Here is a 17,375-nt window from a genome sequence, read left to right on the forward strand (position 1 = left end):
TATATAATTTTTGATTAGACCTTTTTGGTTAAGAATGTAATTGAGTTATTGAATTAAATTAGTGTTTATTTTTTAATAATCTATAGAAAGAAAAGTATTCTGTATTTTTTGAATCACTATTTAAAGAAGTCGTAGAATAATTCTAATCACACAGAACTAAAAGTTCATTTTGGCCGTAAAAGCGAAAGAAAAAATCAAAGCACACTTATTATCAGCAATGTTATATGATGTAATATTATTTTTTACTCAATACTTCAATGATAATTCATAAAAAAAGAGGCTCAACAAAAAATGTTGAGCCTCAATGTGTTCATCTATTAGTTTAACCGTACTCCTGATTTCTCAGGCTTTCAAACTTTTTTCCTATTTTTTACTGTACCATTGTGGCACTGCAATAAAGTGAGTAGCTTCAGAAATTGAACCCCTCTGTCTTTGCATTGCAACACTCACATTGTCACCATTCGCGTTCAACTCCTTGTTTGGATAAGGGAAACGTGATGGTCTTACATAATCTGTCACACCCCCTCTATGCAATACTACTTCAAATGTTCCATCTAAATTTGCATCTGTATTTTCAATTGGATCTTTATCATATGAAGGAAGATCATAATCTCTTGCTTCTACAGGAACAACTTTGTTCAAGAATGAAGGGCCTCCAGTACGGTTGACTAAAGTAAATGAAGTATATCCATTTCCGATTTGCGATAACCAGTGTTCCGTTACTACAATATCACGTTTATCTGCCGCTGCATTATATCTTGCCACTGCATCATTCACATATTGAGTTTTGTTCTCATTGTGATTGTAATCTGGGTTAGTTTGTTCTTTGTAAAGGTTTGAGAAATTGTTCTCATAATCTCCACCACCAAAACCAAGAGCGTCATATTTTGAAATCGCTAATTCTACACCTCTTCTAAAAGCATCATTATCATTGATACCGTAAGCTGGAATAGTAGAAGCCTCAGCAATTAAGAATGCAATCTCATCCGCACCTACAATAATAGAAGGCATCGTTCTGTTGAACGTTGCTGGGTTCATACCTGCAAGTGTGATAAACTGTCCTTCATTTTGGAAAGTATACTCCGTTCTATCTCCTGCATTTTGATTTCTCCAAAAAGATGCTTGTTGTGTTGCATCTGTATCTTTTCTATAAAACAAACCTCTGTTGCCATCACCGTTGTCACCAAAACGAAGACCTCTGAAGTGTACTTTCTTGAACTCTCCTTCTGCTCCTGCTTGTGCAAATGGATCAAAATTGTGGTATAATGAAGGGTTATCTACAGCTTTACTTACGCCTCCTACAACGTCACAATGTGCTACAAGTCTGAAGATGCGTGGATCATGATTAGCTTGCATATATTTCAATGCTACTTCAGAAAGATATGCGTGAGAGAAACCACCTACTTGTCCTTCAACAGCAATACCAATACCGTTTACGTGCTGTCCCCAAGGACCACCTGCTTCAACGTGTCTTACATAAGAAGCATCAGCCCATGATGAAATGTAACCTCCATCATCATTGTAACCCATTTTGAAGATCTCAGCACCTCTAGAAGGGTTAGCCTCTGACATCAACATACCAATCTTGATCAATAAAGAGTTGGCTAATTTAGTGTACTGATCTTTCTTATCAGTTGAGGCATCATACGCATCGTGAGAAGTGAATTGTTCAGCTGAAGAAGCTTTGATGGCAGTTCTTGCATTCAATAGGTCTGTCACCATCATTTCCAATACTTCCTCTTGAGATTCGTATACTGGATAATAGATGCCTTCTGTGAAGCCTTTACCTGCAGTTGAGTAAGGAATATCACCATACAGTTCAGTAGCACGAAGCATATTCACCACCTTGATGATATCAAACTGAGCGATGTAATGATCCACTCCTTCCTCTTGCTCAAGTCTTACTTTTGAGTCCTCAATGTTCTTGATGATATCTTTGAACAATAATGAGAAGGTAGGTTCTGTATAACCATCATTGGTAGTGAAACCTATACCTGTTGAGTAAGCACAAGCTGTATTTTGAGCATAAGCTCCACCCATAATGATAGAAGATCTCCAAGCTTCATGACCTGAAGCATACATTTTTGCTTGAGAAAAGGCCATGATGTGTTTTACATCGATGTCGTTTGATGTCCAAGGGTTGTCATTTATCTCTTCAAATCTATGAGTACAACCCATTAGTGATGATGCAGCAACAGTAGCCGCTAATAATATATTTCTTAATTTCATTTTTTCAACTTTTAGAAGTTAGCATTTAACTTGAAGTTCAATGTTCTTGGAAGTGCTAAAGTCGCTGACTCAACACCCGATACATTTCTTGAACTGAAACTTGCTTCAGGGTCAACATTTGGAGTGCTTTTCCATAAGTAACCTACGTTAAATGCTGAAGCAGTTAGGCTTAAGTTTTTGATTGGAGTTTTTTGCATCCATTGCTTAGGGAACATGTACGAAACTGAAACCTCTCTAAGCTTAATGAAAGATGCATCGTATAAGTTAAACTCTGCAATTCCTCCATAACGGCCCCAGTACTGTTGTGGATCTACGTTACCTTCAAATTTCTCATAAGTAACATCTCCATTATCTCCTTCCACAGCTGTGTAAAGGTTGCCAGGGTTCCAAGTACCTCCGTTGTAGAATTCTTCTCTTCCTGCCACTGTGTTTTCATGCTTACCAGAAGCATACATTGAAGCATTTGTTGAAGAGTAGATATCGCCACCAAACTTACCGTCAATAAGGATTGATAAGCTTAAGTTTTTATAGTTGAATGTGTTTCTCCAACCTGCCATCCAAGGCTGTACACCGTTACCGATGATTGAAGGCTCATCTTCTTGCATGATACGACCTTCGCCGTCTACTACAAATCCTCCTTCAGGAGTTCTTAATGCTTTCTTCGCAACTAATGCTCCGTAAGCTTGACCTGGGTTGGCTTGGATAGAAATACCACCTGCTGAAGCAATTTCATAGAAATCTACGCCTTCTGTTAATGAAACTACTTCGTTATAGTTATATGCCGCATTTACAGCTGTAGTCCATTTGAAGTTTCCTTTTTCAATTGCTTTGAAATCCATTGCAAATTCCCAACCTCTGTTCACAATCTCACCTGCGTTGATGATTGCTCTGTCATATCCTGATACATCTGAAATAGATACTGGGATAATTTGATTTACAGAAGATGATGAGTAACGTGCAACATCAATTCCTAACTTATCATTGAATAATCTTAAGTCCATACCAAATTCATAAGAAGTTTGGATTGCTGGCTTCAAGTTGGCATTTGGAATATCATTTCCTTTGATGTTACCGAAGTTTAAGCCGTTGTGATCCCAGTTATCAATATCATATTGTAAATACAAGCTATATGGATCTGTTGCTGAACCAACTTGTGCCCATGAAGCTCTTAACTTACCAAATGATAACCACTCAGGAACACTCCAATCCATGTCTGAGAATACCCAAGTACCTGATAATGAAGGGTACAAGAATGAGTTATTGTGCATTGGTAAAGTTGATGACCAGTCATTACGAACAGAAGCATCTAAGTATAAATAACCATTGTAACCTACTGAAGCTGTTGCATATAATGATGTCATCATCATTTCATAAGTAGAGTACGATTGGAATACATCACTACCTGCTCCAGGGTTTTGGAAGTCAGATGATGAGAATTTTGATGATCCTACATCTGTGAAGTTTCTGATTTGGTGTAAATAAGCACCACCTGCGTTCACATTGATATCAAATTTACCTACTTTCTTGTTGTATGAAATTAAGAAGTCTGAGTTTGATTCCATTTCAAGGCTCGTTCTTTCAAACGCTCTACCTTGTGGTTGCCATGGAGAATATAATGGATCTAATAAATTCAATCTCATTGCACCGTAATCAATACCTGTACGACCTAAGATTTTTAAGTCATCTGTGATGTCATAAGTTACTGAAGCCATACCTACCACACGATTCAACTCATCCTCATTTTTACGCTCATGAATATACCAATAAGGGTTTTGATCTTGGTTTGTATAACCAATTGGTCTACCTAAATCATCTTTGTAATCTTTCAACCAGTGGTGTGAAATTGTAGAAGGCATACCAATTAACATTGACATATATGAGTTAACTGAACTACCCATAACCAATCTATTATTCGCTTTCTGATTGGTGTAGTTAAGACGAGCATCAACTTTAATTTTCTCACTCAATTTCACATCACCTTTAATTGAGAAAGTGTTTCTCTTATAAGTCGAGTTTTGAACCATACCACGGTTATCCATATTCGAGTAAGAGAAACGGATAGACCCTTTTTCAGTTGATCCATAAGCACTTACCGATGTATTGCTAGTTAGACCTGTACGGAAGAAATCATCGTAATTATTGTAATGCGTAAGTGCTCTTTCCTTACCGTCATAATAAGCTGTGTTTAATTGTCCTTCGATTTTTGGCCCCCACATCCCTAACTGATCTCTATCTGAAGCTAAACGGCCATCTGAACCGTTACCGTATACGCTTTGCTCATTTGGAGTAATTCCAATGAAATCCATTGAGAATCCTTGTGAGAAATCAACACCTGATGATCCTTTTTTACCTGACTTTGTTGTGATTAAGATTACACCATTGATGGCTCTTGAACCGTAAAGTGCTGTTGCTGAACCACCTTTCAATACTGACATTTCAGCAATATCATCAGGGTTCAATGATGAAAGACCGTCACCTGTTGAGATATCTGACTCATCTCCATCGCTACCATCTGCTAAGATGTTATTTGAAATCGGGACTCCGTCAATTACATATAACGGTTGGTTATTACCACCTAACATAGCGTTACCACGGATAATCACTTTTGAAGCAGAACCTGCACCATTAGAAGGAGTGATTTGTACACCTGCCACTTTACCAGACAATGAGTTCATCATGTTACCGGTAGCGGCACCGTTGCCCATATCTTCTGCTTTTACACCTTGTACGGCATAACCAAGAGATCTTTCCTCTCTTTCAATACCTAAGGCTGTCACAACTACTTCATCAAGTTCCTCAGCATCAATGTCTAATTTTACATTAACTTTAGATGATGAAGCAACATTAACTTCTTGTGTTTGATAACCTATAAATGAAAATACTAATGTTTTCTGTTCTTCTTTTAATAAGATTGTGAATTTACCATCAAGATCTGTAACAGAACCTAATGAAGTACCCTTTACTAAGACATTCACGCCCGGAAGTGGCGAATTGTCTGTAGCGTCCTGAACTATACCAGTTACTGCTCGCTCCTGAGCATAGGTGTTACCTAACATCCAAAGGATGCCTAATAACGTTAGTAGACATTTTTTCATGTTTGTCAAAAGAATAGAATTAGATACGAAAATAAAGTTTGATACATTTAGGTATAGAGCGTCCCCTTCACCTACTGTAGCTAAAGCCTTTTTTGTAAAAAAAATTTAAATTTAGAATCGAAATTCGTGTTGTCTGTCGTCAGATTGAAGTTAATACACAATTTCAACCATTCTTTGTCATTTGAAGAACTACCATCTTGAAAAATTAGGGAATAGGAATCCAGTCCCACTCTTTCTAAAAAGTGAATTCAGATAAATAAACAGTGTTAGTAATTGATTTTGTTGTGTATTTAGGGCTTTTTTTAATTCATTTCATTTCATGCTTCATGCGATTTGGACTAAATGACCTCGACTCCTTCATTTACAAACGGTCGCAGTACATCGGAGGTAGGATTAAGTTCCGTAATAATCGTATTCACATGCTTTAGCTTAACACCTAAGAAAGGCTGAGCAGTCATTAACTTATCTGAAGCTGCTACTGAAATCACCTTTCTTGAGGCATTTGCCATTGCCCCTTTCACTTCTACTTCTTCTCTATCGATATCAGTAATACCACGGTTGACATCAATACTTCTTGTTCCCATAAAGCATAAATCTGCTTTAATGTCTGACAACTCATTGATTACAGAATAACCAACAGTTACCAAAGCATTTGGAAGCAACTTTCCTCCCAAGAAATAAACATCAAGAAAACGATAAGGAGCCAGACTTGTTGCTATAGGTAAACAGTTTGTGATAATGGTTGCTTTCAAGTCTTTTGGCAACTTTTTCGTAATCTCCAAGTTGGTGGTACCACCGTCAATCAAAATTACTAAGTCATCTTTGATCAAAGAAATTGCTTTATCAGCGATTACTTCTTTTTTAGCTTTTGAATAGACTTCTCTATCTTCATAACTGAATGGAATATAAGAAGATACATCTGAATGCTCTTCGGTGCTATCTGCATTTTTCACTGCACCTCCATGCACTCTTCTGATTTTTCCAGAATCAGACAACTCACGCAAATCTCTTCTGATTGTATCTTCTGATACATTCAGGGAAATGCTCAATTCAGATGATAAAACTTTATTGTTTTTTCTGATTTCATCCAAAATAAATTGTTGTCTTTCTTCTTTTAGCATTTTATGATCGTGACTAGATGAATAAAGTGTTTTGATTACACCACAAACATATAAAAACACGCATAAACACGCAAACACTATTTGAATTATCTTCATTAATAAATGTAAATAATTACAACTTTTTAATGAAAACAGTTATTAACAGGCAAAAAAAGGGTGCATGAGACGAATTATCAAAAAAAATAAAAACATGCACACACAACAATAAAACACTTAAATTCAACTCAATACAGCATTCTCACTCCAATCTAACATCGTCAACAACAAGCAAAAACATGCAGACATAAAAAAAGAAAAGCATTTCTGCTTTTCTTCTTAATATTTTTTAACAGGTTAAAATTAACTTAAAACCGCAAACTTCTCATGTGATTCCAAATAAGCTTTCACTTGCTCCATCAACCACATTGGAGTTGAAGTTGCTCCTGAAATACCAACTTTATCTCCTACATCAATCCAAGACAAATCAATTTCATTCTCATTTTCGACAAAATAACTTCTTGGATTATTTTTCAAGCACACATTGTATAATGCTTTTCCATTGGAAGACTTCTTACCACTCACAAAGATAATAACATCCATTTCTCCAGAGAATTTTACCATCTGAGGCTCTCTGTTTGAAACTTGTCGGCAGATACTATCATTTGCATTAAACAATGTCTCATGAGCACCTTCTCCGTGCACTTCATCAATTCTCTTTTCGATTTCAGCTTTCAGTTCATAAAACCCTTTTGTGGATTTTGTCGTCTGGCTAAATAACGTCACAGGTTGATTGAAATCTACTAATTCTAAATCTTCGATTCCCGTCACTATAATACAGTTATCACCTGTTTGACCTGTTAAACCGATTACCTCAGCGTGTCCAGGTTTGCCATAGATAACCAACTGCCCTTCTTGACTTGATGTTTTATCGTAAGCATTTTTTACACGGTTCTGCAGTTTCAGCACTACCGGGCAAGATGCATCAATCAACTCAATATTGTTTTCTATTGCAGTTTTGTAAGTTGCAGGAGGCTCACCATGTGCTCTAATCAATACCTTACAATCACTTAGATCTTTCAATTCATCGCGATCAATCACTACTAAACCTTTTTCACGAAGACGTTTCACCTCCATATCATTATGGACAATATCTCCTAAACAATACAATTTTCCAGAATCATCCATTTCTTCCTCTGCCATTTGTATTGCAAACTCAACGCCGAAGCAGTAGCCTGATTTATGATCTATAGTAACTTCCATTAGTGTATTTTTAATTTGAGAACATTGCAAATTTAAGAACTTTAATTGAGTGAATTAAAAAATTTACTCTTCAGGAATGAATTTTTCAATTTTATTTAATTCTCCCCTTTTCACTTCTTTCAAATCGTATTTCGATGGAGATAAAACTTCAATCAAATGCTCCATTGCTTTTTCAGGAAAAGCGGTTTCTCCACAGGTGTAAAAATCAACCGAAACGAACTGATGCTCAGGCCATGTATGTATGGCAAAATGGCTTTCTTGTATCACCACTACACCAGAAACTCCATAAGGTGAAAAATGATGGAAAACAGATTGTACAATAGTGGCATTAGCAGCTAAAGCCGCTTCTTCCATCACTTTTTTCATGACCTCAGGACTGTTGAGTGCTTCATGATTACATGAATACAATTCACCTAAAAGTTGCTTCCCTAAAAAAATTTCTTCTCCTTTATAAAAACTCATTTATGTATATCTCCTAAAATTAAACAACCAATGTTGAACAAATTTGTTTGTATTTTTTTACTTTTTCTATTAACAAACAGCTGTATCAAAACACAAGTAACTGATACTTTATTATATACGATACCTTTGGCAATTGATACTAAAATGGATCAAAAAATTCATTCAATTATCAAAAAAAAGGTAGCACAAGACAAATACTGGCAATCTATTGCTGATTTATCAGATTCTGCTTTTGTTGAATTGATCAAAATGGACAGCATGTTTGTACTGGACATACGTTATGCTACTGATAACAATTTCACAAAAAAGGTCCTCTACCCTTGTTCTAAGGCAATGCTTCGTAAAAAAGTGGCCTTACAACTTATAAAGGTACAACATGAACTTCTTAAAAAGGGTTATAGAATAAAATTATTTGATTGTTACCGTCCATTAAGTGTACAATGGAAGATGTGGGAAGTTTATCCTGACCGCCGCTATGTGGCTGACCCTAGAAAAGGCTCGTGGCACAACAGAGGTTCAGCGGTAGATTTAACACTTTGCACCATGGACGGCAAACAAGTAGAAATGGGCACTCCTTATGATTTTTTCGGTAAGGAAGCATGGCCTGCTTATAAGGATTTACCACATAACGTCTTAGAAAACAGGCAATTATTGGCCGACACTATGTGGAAATACGGGTTTGGTCCTACTTCGACAGAATGGTGGCATTACTCTTATCGATTCATGAATTTTGATGTATCTGACCATTCACTCAATTGTGGTGATTAATAAAAATATTAAAAAATACATAATAAGGTACTGGCTACTAATATTTTATGAAATAATTTCATACATTGTTAAAACAAAAGATGAAGACTTTTAGTCGCTATCTTTTCTATAAATATTTTAACCATTAATCATGAACAATCGCTTCCAACATGATTGTATTTAAAAATGAATCAGCATTTGTGGAATGGAACACCCTCACAAATACTATAATTTGTAACTGGAAAGCTGTTACTAACTCGATGAAAATGGAAGAGGTAATTGAATCCATTGTAGAAATTCGGAACGAAAACAAAATTAAAAACTATGTATCCAATCGAAGTCACTTAAATTATTCCTGGTCAGGATTACCGGAATGGCATTTATTTTTTGATGCCGACTCTACATCCCTATTGAATTTTGAGGATGTTTATATTATTGACCCACATCTTAACACCAATGAACAGCTAAAAGATTCACTTGAAACAATATCTGATAGCATAAGTAATCAATTTGAATATAAAACCTTCCGAAATTATAAAGTATATGAAAGCGTCGCTGAAGGTTATATTATTAAATAACAAAAGGCCCACTCGACAAAGTGGGCCTTTTGTATGCTAGAAATTTGCTACACTACATCCTCATTTTTCTCTTTTAAATAAAAATAAGTACGTTCCTGTGAGCTTTCTTGATGAGAATAATGGTTTAAATGCACATTGATCTGATCACCATCAATGATTCTTCCTTTCACATTATCTTCCCATTGTATTTGCATTATATCTTTAATGATCTGGTAATTCTCTTTCTCCAACACCGGAGTTATAACTTCAATACGATGATCAATATTTCGAGTCATCCAATCTGCAGAACCAATATACATTTTCTCATCTTCTCCTGATCCGAAAATATAAACCCTGGAATGCTCCAGAAAACGGTCAATGATGCTTATTACTTCAATATTTTCACTTTGACCTTCTACACCTGGAATCAAACAACAGATACCTCTCACAATTAAGCGTATCTTCACACCTGCATTACTTGCCTTGTATAAATGCTTGATCAGTTTCGTATCTTCAATGCTATTGAGCTTTAAGAACACCCTTCCTTCTCCCCCATTCTTTGCTTTCTTCATTTCTCTATCAAGAAGTTGATCAAAAGTTGCTCTTGATGTAAATGGAGAAACTAGCAAATGCTTCACTTTTGGTACTATTAGGTCTCCTTCCAGCACTCTAAAAACTTGATGTACTTCTTGTGCTAAATTTACGTCAGCTGTCAGCAAACCAAAATCGGTATAAATTGATGCAGTTCTTTCATTGAAATTCCCAGTGCCGATATAGGCAAAACACTCATTGGTTGCTTCTTTTTCGATGTACATTATTTTGGAATGCACCTTAATACCCGGATAGCTGTAACGTACATTTGCTCCAGCATCTTCCAATCTTTTACCCCACTTTATATTATTCTCTTCATCAAATCGAGCTTTCGTTTCAATGAATACGAATACTTTTTTACCATTCTCTACTGCTCTAAGCAACGCTTTCGCAATTTTGGAATCCGAAGACACTCTATATAAAGTAATCTTTATTGTGGTCACATCCTTATCTTCAGATGCTTCTTCGATCCACTTCAAAATGCCATTATAAGACTCAAATGGAAAATGTAATATCCGCTCCTTCTCTTTAACCACTGAAAACAGCGGTTTATCAGTTTTGATAAATTTAGGATCAATAGGCGGAAGTTTCTTATTTTCCAGTTGTTCACCAATAGGATTAGGAAAGCCAAAGAAGTCTTTCATTTTATGATATACACCACCATAAACAATATCAGTATCATTGATATCCAAAACAGTCTGTAATTGTGTATCTGTTTCTTTATCCACTTTTGCATCAATCAAAGCCCTTGTAATCTGCCCTACATTACGGTTAGACAATGAACTTTTGATTTTTTCTAATAAGTTGCCTGAATATTCGTCTTTAATGTATAATTCTGCGTCTCTTGAGATTTTAAGCTCATAGAAAGTCTTGTGGTATTTTTCTTCAAGGTATACTTTCAAAATATCATCAATGTAAGCAATCTTATGGCCTTCTGCTGTAGGAAGTTCAATAAATCTATTTCCCTCAGGCACCTGCACACAAATAATCCCTCCACCTGTTTTTGCTGTAATCAGGTATAATTTTTCATTCTCAATGAAAAGGCATTCTTCTTCAGATGAAAAATCTTCTTTTATCGCTAAGGGTTCTGAAAGTTTATTGCTAATATAATCAATGGCAAATTCTTTATACCCATCACTTATTTCTACCGCAGATACAATATGAATTCCTAGAGCATTTAATTCAGGAGTTATTTCATTTCTGAAAATACGACCCAGTAATTCTCCTTGTCTATCTACTTCTTTCTTTATTTCCTTTAATAGCCTGTTTGGCTTTGTAATCAGTTTCTTTCTTAATTCTTTATCTAGATGTTTAATTTGACGGATATCTGATACTCTCACCTTAAAAAATTCATCAAGATTTGAGGAGTAAATCGCTAAAAATTTAATTCTTTCATACAGTGGATTTCTTTTATCTTGAGCTTCTTGCAAAACTCTTTCATTAAAACGAAGCCATGATAAGTCGCGATTAAAAAAAGTATATTTCATAGTTTATTTATCTCTATTGTAAGTTCAAAAGCAATATTAAACCATATACGGAAAATGTCCTCATTTTGATGATTACAAAAGAGTTAAAATATTTAATAGCACACTAAAAATGAGCCTTTACATTGGAATTCATCTCAATAAAAAAGGTTTCAACCTCCACCTAGGAAATTGAAACCTTTAAATGACATCAGTTAGAGTATGTCTAGCTAATATATTTTATCAAAAGAGATATGTTTCAAACATGCTCTTATACTTCTGATGAATTATGATTTAGCACCTAACATTAAGTTTTTCAACTTTTTGTCTGCTGGCTTGTTGCCTAACCAAATTCCAAAAAGTGCTCTTTGGAATTCTGCACCAGTAACAGTAGTTAATAATTTACCGTTTTTATATGCTTTTAATTCTTGACCTGAAGTAACAAATTTAAAGATGTCACCCACTTCAATCTCCTCACCGAATACAGCGATAAAACTATCGATTTCGGACTGTAAACTAGAAGTGTCTCCACCTAAAGAGTTTTTAAACCCAGCTCTTACAGTTTCCTCCATCTTTTCTGCAGTGATCAAACTTGAGATAATATCAAGCTGGATCATTTTCATGTCACTACTGTATAAGATTTTGTTCGCATCTGATGATTTTCCAGGTAAATAAAGACTTCCCACATACAATGATAAGAAGTACTTTGATCTTACTCCTGCACCATTGAGTTGAAGTTGAGTTCCGTCTTCCTGCACTGAGTTTTGAAGAACTACATCTGAAATCTCTGTTGTTTGTGCACTGACAGTTACCACTGACATAACTGTAAGTAGAAATGCGATAAATGCTCTTTTCATCTTATTTAATTCTATAAAGTGTGTTTAAAGGTTTCGAAGGTGCGCTTTTTTTTAGCCACCACAAAGTTTTGTCTTTGAAAGATAACAAAAATTTATTTATGAATAAACGTTCACGTTTAAACTCTTATTGTATCCTTATTCGCTAATTTTATTTCTATCCATTTCACAAAACGATCCAATAGCTTGTAATACAAGGCTATGAAGAGCAAAATATACATTACCCAAAGGATGACGATGTTGAACCAGAAGGTCTTATGAAGGTTGCCCATAAAATGCTTCTGAGGTGCAAAAAAGTGCGTTCTGAAATCAAAAGGACCTTTCGCTTCATTGGGTGCGTGGTAGATTGGATAAATTCGTTGCACAAGTTTAGAACCGTATTCTACAATTCTCTTTTCTGCAATTATATTTTTTACAAATTCTGTGACTTTATCATTAGTATAGGTATCTCTCAGATCAAGGTACTTTTCTTTACCATACTTATCCAATAAATCTTGTACTTTTTCTTCCTTCTTTTTCTTCCAATAGATATAAGCCATGTTAACATGTTCTCTTGCATCTAAGAAGAATTGATGAAGTTTATTAGCATCTGCTAAAGTGAAATCATTGGGATCAAAATCGATTTTAAAATCCATTTCAGCTCCATACTCATCTTCATTTTCGAAGTTTTTACATTCATGGGCTAACAGTACAAGGTTATCTTCAAACTTAGAGCGTGTAATTTTATCCTCTTCTTTATTGTGAAGATACAACTTGCAGTCCTCCAATTTACTAATTAAAGTGGGAATATAATACGTCCTTAAATAATCTGCAGAGTGAATTTCAGTATCTAACGTGAAGAAATGTTTTTCAAATAAGTTATCAGAAAACTGTTCCACCATTAATCCTTCAAAGGCCCATCTTGAAGCCATCAATTCACCCACCATGGGAACTTTACCTTCCTGATTTTTGAAGACAGGGTTAATGTTAGCATACTGCACAACCACCCCACCCAAAAGTAATTGAGGAATCAAGATAATTGGAATCAGAATATAAACCGTTGCCACAGATTTAAATGCACTGGAAACATTCAATCCAATCATATTGGCCACACAAGCAGTGGAGAAAAGCATAACGAAATACTCCAGATACATTGACCCTATGCCCATGATGGTATTGCCAATCAATACAAAAACTAATACTTGAATTGCTGACATTCCTGAAAGAATAGCCATTTTAGAACATAAATAGGATATCCTACTCAGTGATAAGTAAACTTCCCTTTTCCGTATTTTCCGGTCTTTAATAAGTTCTTCCGCACTGATCATCAAACCGAGGAAGAGAGCGACAATAACTGCCATAAAGATATAGGAAGGCATGTTCATGTTCTCTCTGAATACATAATCTACCCTATTACCTAATTCATCTAAATGATAAAAATAAACTATCAGTGACAGCATCAAGGCCAACAACGGTGCTTGCAGTAAATTGACCACCAAATACTGTTTATTATTAAGTTTTGTATTCAAATCCCTTAAAACAAAGATTCTGAATTGCTTTATTTTTGAAGGAAGATCTAACACACTTTTAGGTGGCTCTTTGACAGTATCAATCTTAGGAACCTTTACATATTCTTTATAGCGTTCAAACCAATGTTCCGGCTTCCACTTTCTCTTTCTAGTCCTTCTACCATATTCATCCAATACTTTGGATTCAATGATTTCAAAAACCTCTTCAGAATCCACATTACCACATCGCGTACACTCACTTTCAACATCTGCATACATGGCTTCTTCTTTGAAATAACTTACCGCAGTAATCGGATTTCCGTAGTAAACAGGGTATCCACCAACATCCAACACCAACAATTTATCAAACATCTTATAAATATCTGATGAAGGCTGATGAATGACTACAAAGATCAACTTCCCACGGTTTGTCAACTGACGCAAGAGATCAATAACGTTTTCTGAATCTTGAGATGAAAGCCCTGAAGTAGGTTCATCTACAAAAAGTACACTCGGTTCCCTGAGCAGTTCAAGACCAATATTCAATCGTTTGCGCTGTCCTCCACTGATAGTTTTCTCCAGTGGGTTACCAACTTTAAGGTCTTTTACGGCATACAAACCCAAGTTCTCAATTGTTCTCATGATGATTTTTTCTACTTCATCATGATCAGAATGAGCAAAACTTAGCTTAGCTGCATAATATAAATTCTCGTATACAGTTAATTCTTCTATCAAAAGGTCGTCTTGAGGCACATACCCCAATACACCTTTCACTTCTTCGGGACTGTTGTGAATATCAATACCATTGATCAATACTTCCCCGTATTTAGGTTTATGTGTACCATTCAATACATTGAGCAAAGTAGACTTCCCTGATCCACTAGCCCCCATCAGAGCCACCATGTTTCCTCCTTCCTCTATGACGTCAATATCATGCAGACCTTGCTTTTTCCCGAAGTAGTAATTGATTTTCTTAGCTTCAAATGAAATAGGGTCTGTTGACTCACTGCCAATAAAAATGGCGGCAATCTCAGAATGATAAAGGTTCACTGAACCACTTTTAGGAGTATTAATACGGATCACACCACCCACATCTAGCGGATAGGCTCTTCCTGTCTGCATTCTTTCTCCGTTAATCACAAAAATTTGACCTTTCTTAGTCGTTTTCACGAAGTACATTCTTGCCAAAGGCATGTAAAGTACAGCCAAAGGAACATCTACATCTCTTCTGTAAAGATGCTTTCCTTCTGTTTTAAAATCTTTATCATTGGTAATAGTCAAACAACCTTCTATCTCAGAGAGTTTATGTACATCGTTCGTATTCATAAACTTCTGCATTCTATCCAGCCTGTTAAAGTCAAGGTTGAATGCGTCGCAGATCACTCTCATGATTGCCTGTTCTTCTTCAGAGAATACTCCATTGGAATAAGCCAGTTCCAATAAGTCTATGACCATTACAATACGTTGCCTCAGAGTAAGATCTCTAGCCGCCGAAAGTGCAATTGATCGTATCAACTCTTCATCGACATTCTGTCTTGCTTGCAGTTCAAATATTTCAACGTATGTATTGGTATTACTCTCGTGAAGTGTATTTTTTAAGTATTCCTCTAAAATCTCCAGTGCTTCATCAATAGATCCGTCAGCACAGGCCATGATTGCAAAGAGTTTGGTAAGAGATTTTAATACTTTTTCGTTCATAAGTAAGATTGTTTCGTAAAGCTGAAATAGGATGCTTACGTCGTCATTCAGTTGTTGTAATAGTATTATAAAGAAACAAAAAAAGTCCTGTGTTTTCAAACACAGGACTCTTAAATCTATAGGATTCTAAAAAACTATTCAGAAACCGTCATTGTTCTTAATTTTTCAACAATCACTGAAATACCTTTAAGATCGTCAGCTTTTAACTGATATCCACCTTTGTTGTCTTTCAATTTTTCATCGAAGTTAAGCTTGTCATATTCTGCTTGTAATGCTTTGAATGACTTTGCATATTCTACTGCTTTGTCACTACCATTTTGCAATGGTGCTAAGATCTCAACGATAGCGTCAATTGACGAACGTTGTTTAGCAATAGAAGACATTAAGTCTACTAATAATGCATCTCTAGCCGCTTCAGGAAGATCCGCCGGAGCGTTATGTACCAAACCTAATGAAATGTGTAAAGCTTCTAAAGTTGTACCTGTCACGATTAACGCTGCAACGTCATACTGTGAATTAGTATTTAAGAATTGCTTTACTTTTCCTTCTGATGCTGAAATTACTTTCAACATTGCTTCTTTATCTGATAAAGATTTCTCTAACTTTTCGCTTAAGTCTTCACCCATTGCTTGTGAGATACCTAATTTATCAGATAATGTTTTAGCTGTTGTAAAGTAATCAATTGCTTCTTGTGCTTTACCAAAAGCTGATAAATAAGCAATATCAGAGATATAAACACCAAAGTTTAATGCTGAAGAGGCTTCAGTTAGTGTGTAAGATGTTGCACTCTCTCTTTTATTTAAAAGAGTAGCATCAAACTCAGCACCACTTCTTTCTAATAATACAGGAATTGCTGTTGGCTCAGGAGCATTGTTAAGAATAAGATTGAAGTCAGCTTTTGTAGCTTTTTGAGCTGCGATTTCTTTCTTTGCTTCTTCTTTACTCTGTGCAGTTTCAGATGAACCACCACACGCTACAAGAGAAGTTGCTAAACCACATGCTAAAGCTACTTTCCCTAATTGCTTGAATTGTGAGCTGAATGTCATAATTTATAAAGTTCGATCAGGTTTGTCTAAAAAATATTATGCTCAAAAATAATTGTAAATATTATATATCAAAAAAATTAAACATAATTCATTGATAAAAAAATTATTTTAAATCAAATGATCTTATCTTTGCCTTATGGAAAACGAACTAGGTTTTATCTCACAGATGTTTGATACTTTATATCTGTTTCCCGAAGAGCTGGAAGATATAGAGATCCCTGAGGAAGAGCTTGAAAAGGAAGAGGAGAAGGTAGAAGAAAAGGCTTCTGAAACAGAAAAAACTCCAGCAATCACTCCTAAAAAAGTGATTCGAAAACAACTTCCTACTGATTACTATGGTGAAAATAAAAGACATATCGTCATTTTTATTGAGCATAGTGGTGTTGATATTTTTAGAAGTAAAGAGTTTCAATTGTTATTAAAAATATTGGGAGCTTTACAGCTTACACTTCAAGAAGTGGCAGTCATCAATGTTTTAGAACAGAAAGAAAATCTAGAAGCATTGGTTAATAAACTGCAACCTCAATATTTCCTGTATTTTGTCAATCACAATGAAAGTCCACTTTCTAATGAAAAAATAGCAAAATACATCCCTACGGAAATTGACGGTCATCAAGCTGTGGCGGCGGACGGGCTGACAAAACTCCTATTGGATGTGGATAAGAAAAGGGAATTATGGATGGCCTTGAAAATTTTATTCGAGTTATAATTTCCATCCTTTTAAATACAAAAAGTCCTATTTACAAATTAAGAAAATGTAAATAGGACTTTTTATTTATTATTCTA

At 35.4% G+C, this 17,375-nt stretch carries 12 protein-coding genes; 3 read left to right on the forward strand and 9 right to left on the reverse strand.

All coding sequences use genetic code 11. From position 1 onward, the window contains the following. Positions 1-363: 363 nt before the first annotated feature. From AVL50_RS12895 to speD, 5 genes are all read right to left on the reverse strand, one after another. Positions 364-2,229, reverse strand: a complete 1,866-nt coding sequence (locus tag AVL50_RS12895; protein ID WP_062616914.1) for a SusD/RagB family nutrient-binding outer membrane lipoprotein — start codon at positions 2,227-2,229, stop codon at positions 364-366. Between the two features lie 11 nt (positions 2,230-2,240). After that, positions 2,241-5,324 (reverse strand): SusC/RagA family TonB-linked outer membrane protein, encoded by a 3,084-nt coding sequence (locus tag AVL50_RS12900; protein WP_062616915.1) that lies wholly within the window; start codon positions 5,322-5,324, stop codon positions 2,241-2,243. Positions 5,325-5,662: 338 nt separating this feature from the next. Further along, entirely contained in the window at positions 5,663-6,445 is a 783-nt protein-coding gene (locus tag AVL50_RS12905; RefSeq protein WP_062616916.1) for a DeoR/GlpR family DNA-binding transcription regulator, read from the reverse strand. Positions 6,446-6,784: 339 nt separating this feature from the next. After that, positions 6,785-7,684: a 4-hydroxy-3-methylbut-2-enyl diphosphate reductase gene (locus AVL50_RS12910; RefSeq protein ID WP_062616917.1), complete on the reverse strand. Its 900-nt coding sequence runs from the start codon at positions 7,682-7,684 to the stop codon at positions 6,785-6,787. 63 nt (positions 7,685-7,747) lie between these two features. Further along, complete coding sequence (gene speD, locus AVL50_RS12915) at positions 7,748-8,146, reverse strand: adenosylmethionine decarboxylase (protein ID WP_062616918.1); 399 nt, start codon at positions 8,144-8,146, stop codon at positions 7,748-7,750. Between the two features lie 144 nt (positions 8,147-8,290). Between speD and AVL50_RS12920 the strand changes: the two genes are divergently transcribed. Both AVL50_RS12920 and AVL50_RS12925 read left to right on the forward strand, forming a co-directional pair. Next, positions 8,291-8,914 carry a M15 family metallopeptidase gene (locus tag AVL50_RS12920; RefSeq protein WP_082795850.1) on the forward strand — a complete coding sequence of 208 codons (624 nt, stop codon included), beginning with the start codon at positions 8,291-8,293 and terminating at the stop codon, positions 8,912-8,914. 149 nt (positions 8,915-9,063) lie between these two features. Then, the gene (locus tag AVL50_RS12925) at positions 9,064-9,471 is read left to right on the forward strand and encodes a hypothetical protein (RefSeq protein ID WP_062616919.1); all 408 of its coding nucleotides are present in this window, start codon (positions 9,064-9,066) and stop codon (positions 9,469-9,471) included. 47 nt (positions 9,472-9,518) lie between these two features. Here AVL50_RS12925 and ppk1 read toward each other — a convergent pair whose 3' ends face one another. From ppk1 to AVL50_RS12945, 4 genes are all read right to left on the reverse strand, one after another. Beyond that, positions 9,519-11,528, reverse strand: a complete 2,010-nt coding sequence (gene ppk1, locus AVL50_RS12930; RefSeq protein WP_062616920.1) for a polyphosphate kinase 1 — start codon at positions 11,526-11,528, stop codon at positions 9,519-9,521. Positions 11,529-11,791: 263 nt separating this feature from the next. Continuing rightward, the gene (locus AVL50_RS12935; RefSeq protein WP_062616921.1) at positions 11,792-12,361 is read right to left on the reverse strand and encodes a chalcone isomerase family protein; all 570 of its coding nucleotides are present in this window, start codon (positions 12,359-12,361) and stop codon (positions 11,792-11,794) included. A gap of 116 nt (positions 12,362-12,477) precedes the next feature. Continuing rightward, a complete protein-coding gene (locus AVL50_RS12940) occupies positions 12,478-15,543 on the reverse strand; it encodes an ATP-binding cassette domain-containing protein (RefSeq protein ID WP_062616922.1) in 3,066 nt (1,021 codons plus the stop codon). Positions 15,544-15,677: 134 nt separating this feature from the next. After that, a complete protein-coding gene (locus AVL50_RS12945; RefSeq protein WP_062616923.1) occupies positions 15,678-16,589 on the reverse strand; it encodes a hypothetical protein in 912 nt (303 codons plus the stop codon). A 136-nt stretch (positions 16,590-16,725) separates the two neighbouring features. Here AVL50_RS12945 and AVL50_RS12950 point away from each other — a divergent pair, with 136 nt between their 5' ends. Continuing rightward, the gene (locus AVL50_RS12950) at positions 16,726-17,298 is read left to right on the forward strand and encodes a hypothetical protein (protein ID WP_062616924.1); all 573 of its coding nucleotides are present in this window, start codon (positions 16,726-16,728) and stop codon (positions 17,296-17,298) included. Positions 17,299-17,375: the final 77 nt, after the last annotated feature.

The sequence above is a fragment of the Flammeovirga sp. SJP92 genome (assembly GCF_001583495.1).
In the GTDB taxonomy this organism is placed as follows: Bacteria; Bacteroidota; Bacteroidia; order Cytophagales; family Flammeovirgaceae; genus Flammeovirga.

Coding starts and splice junctions, on each gene's coding strand:
- ppk1 (WP_062616920.1), bottom strand. CDS start 11,528: ATGAAATATACTTTTTTTAATCGCGACTTATCATGGCTTCGTTTTAAT.
- AVL50_RS12925 (WP_062616919.1), top strand. CDS start 9,064: ATGATTGTATTTAAAAATGAATCAGCATTTGTGGAATGGAACACCCTC.
- speD (WP_062616918.1), bottom strand. CDS start 8,146: ATGAGTTTTTATAAAGGAGAAGAAATTTTTTTAGGGAAGCAACTTTTA.
- AVL50_RS12910 (WP_062616917.1), bottom strand. CDS start 7,684: ATGGAAGTTACTATAGATCATAAATCAGGCTACTGCTTCGGCGTTGAG.
- AVL50_RS12920 (WP_082795850.1), top strand. CDS start 8,291: ATGGATCAAAAAATTCATTCAATTATCAAAAAAAAGGTAGCACAAGAC.
- AVL50_RS12895 (WP_062616914.1), bottom strand. CDS start 2,229: ATGAAATTAAGAAATATATTATTAGCGGCTACTGTTGCTGCATCATCA.
- AVL50_RS12940 (WP_062616922.1), bottom strand. CDS start 15,543: ATGAACGAAAAAGTATTAAAATCTCTTACCAAACTCTTTGCAATCATG.
- AVL50_RS12945 (WP_062616923.1), bottom strand. CDS start 16,589: ATGACATTCAGCTCACAATTCAAGCAATTAGGGAAAGTAGCTTTAGCA.
- AVL50_RS12935 (WP_062616921.1), bottom strand. CDS start 12,361: ATGAAAAGAGCATTTATCGCATTTCTACTTACAGTTATGTCAGTGGTA.
- AVL50_RS12900 (WP_062616915.1), bottom strand. CDS start 5,324: ATGAAAAAATGTCTACTAACGTTATTAGGCATCCTTTGGATGTTAGGT.
- AVL50_RS12905 (WP_062616916.1), bottom strand. CDS start 6,445: ATGCTAAAAGAAGAAAGACAACAATTTATTTTGGATGAAATCAGAAAA.
- AVL50_RS12950 (WP_062616924.1), top strand. CDS start 16,726: ATGGAAAACGAACTAGGTTTTATCTCACAGATGTTTGATACTTTATAT.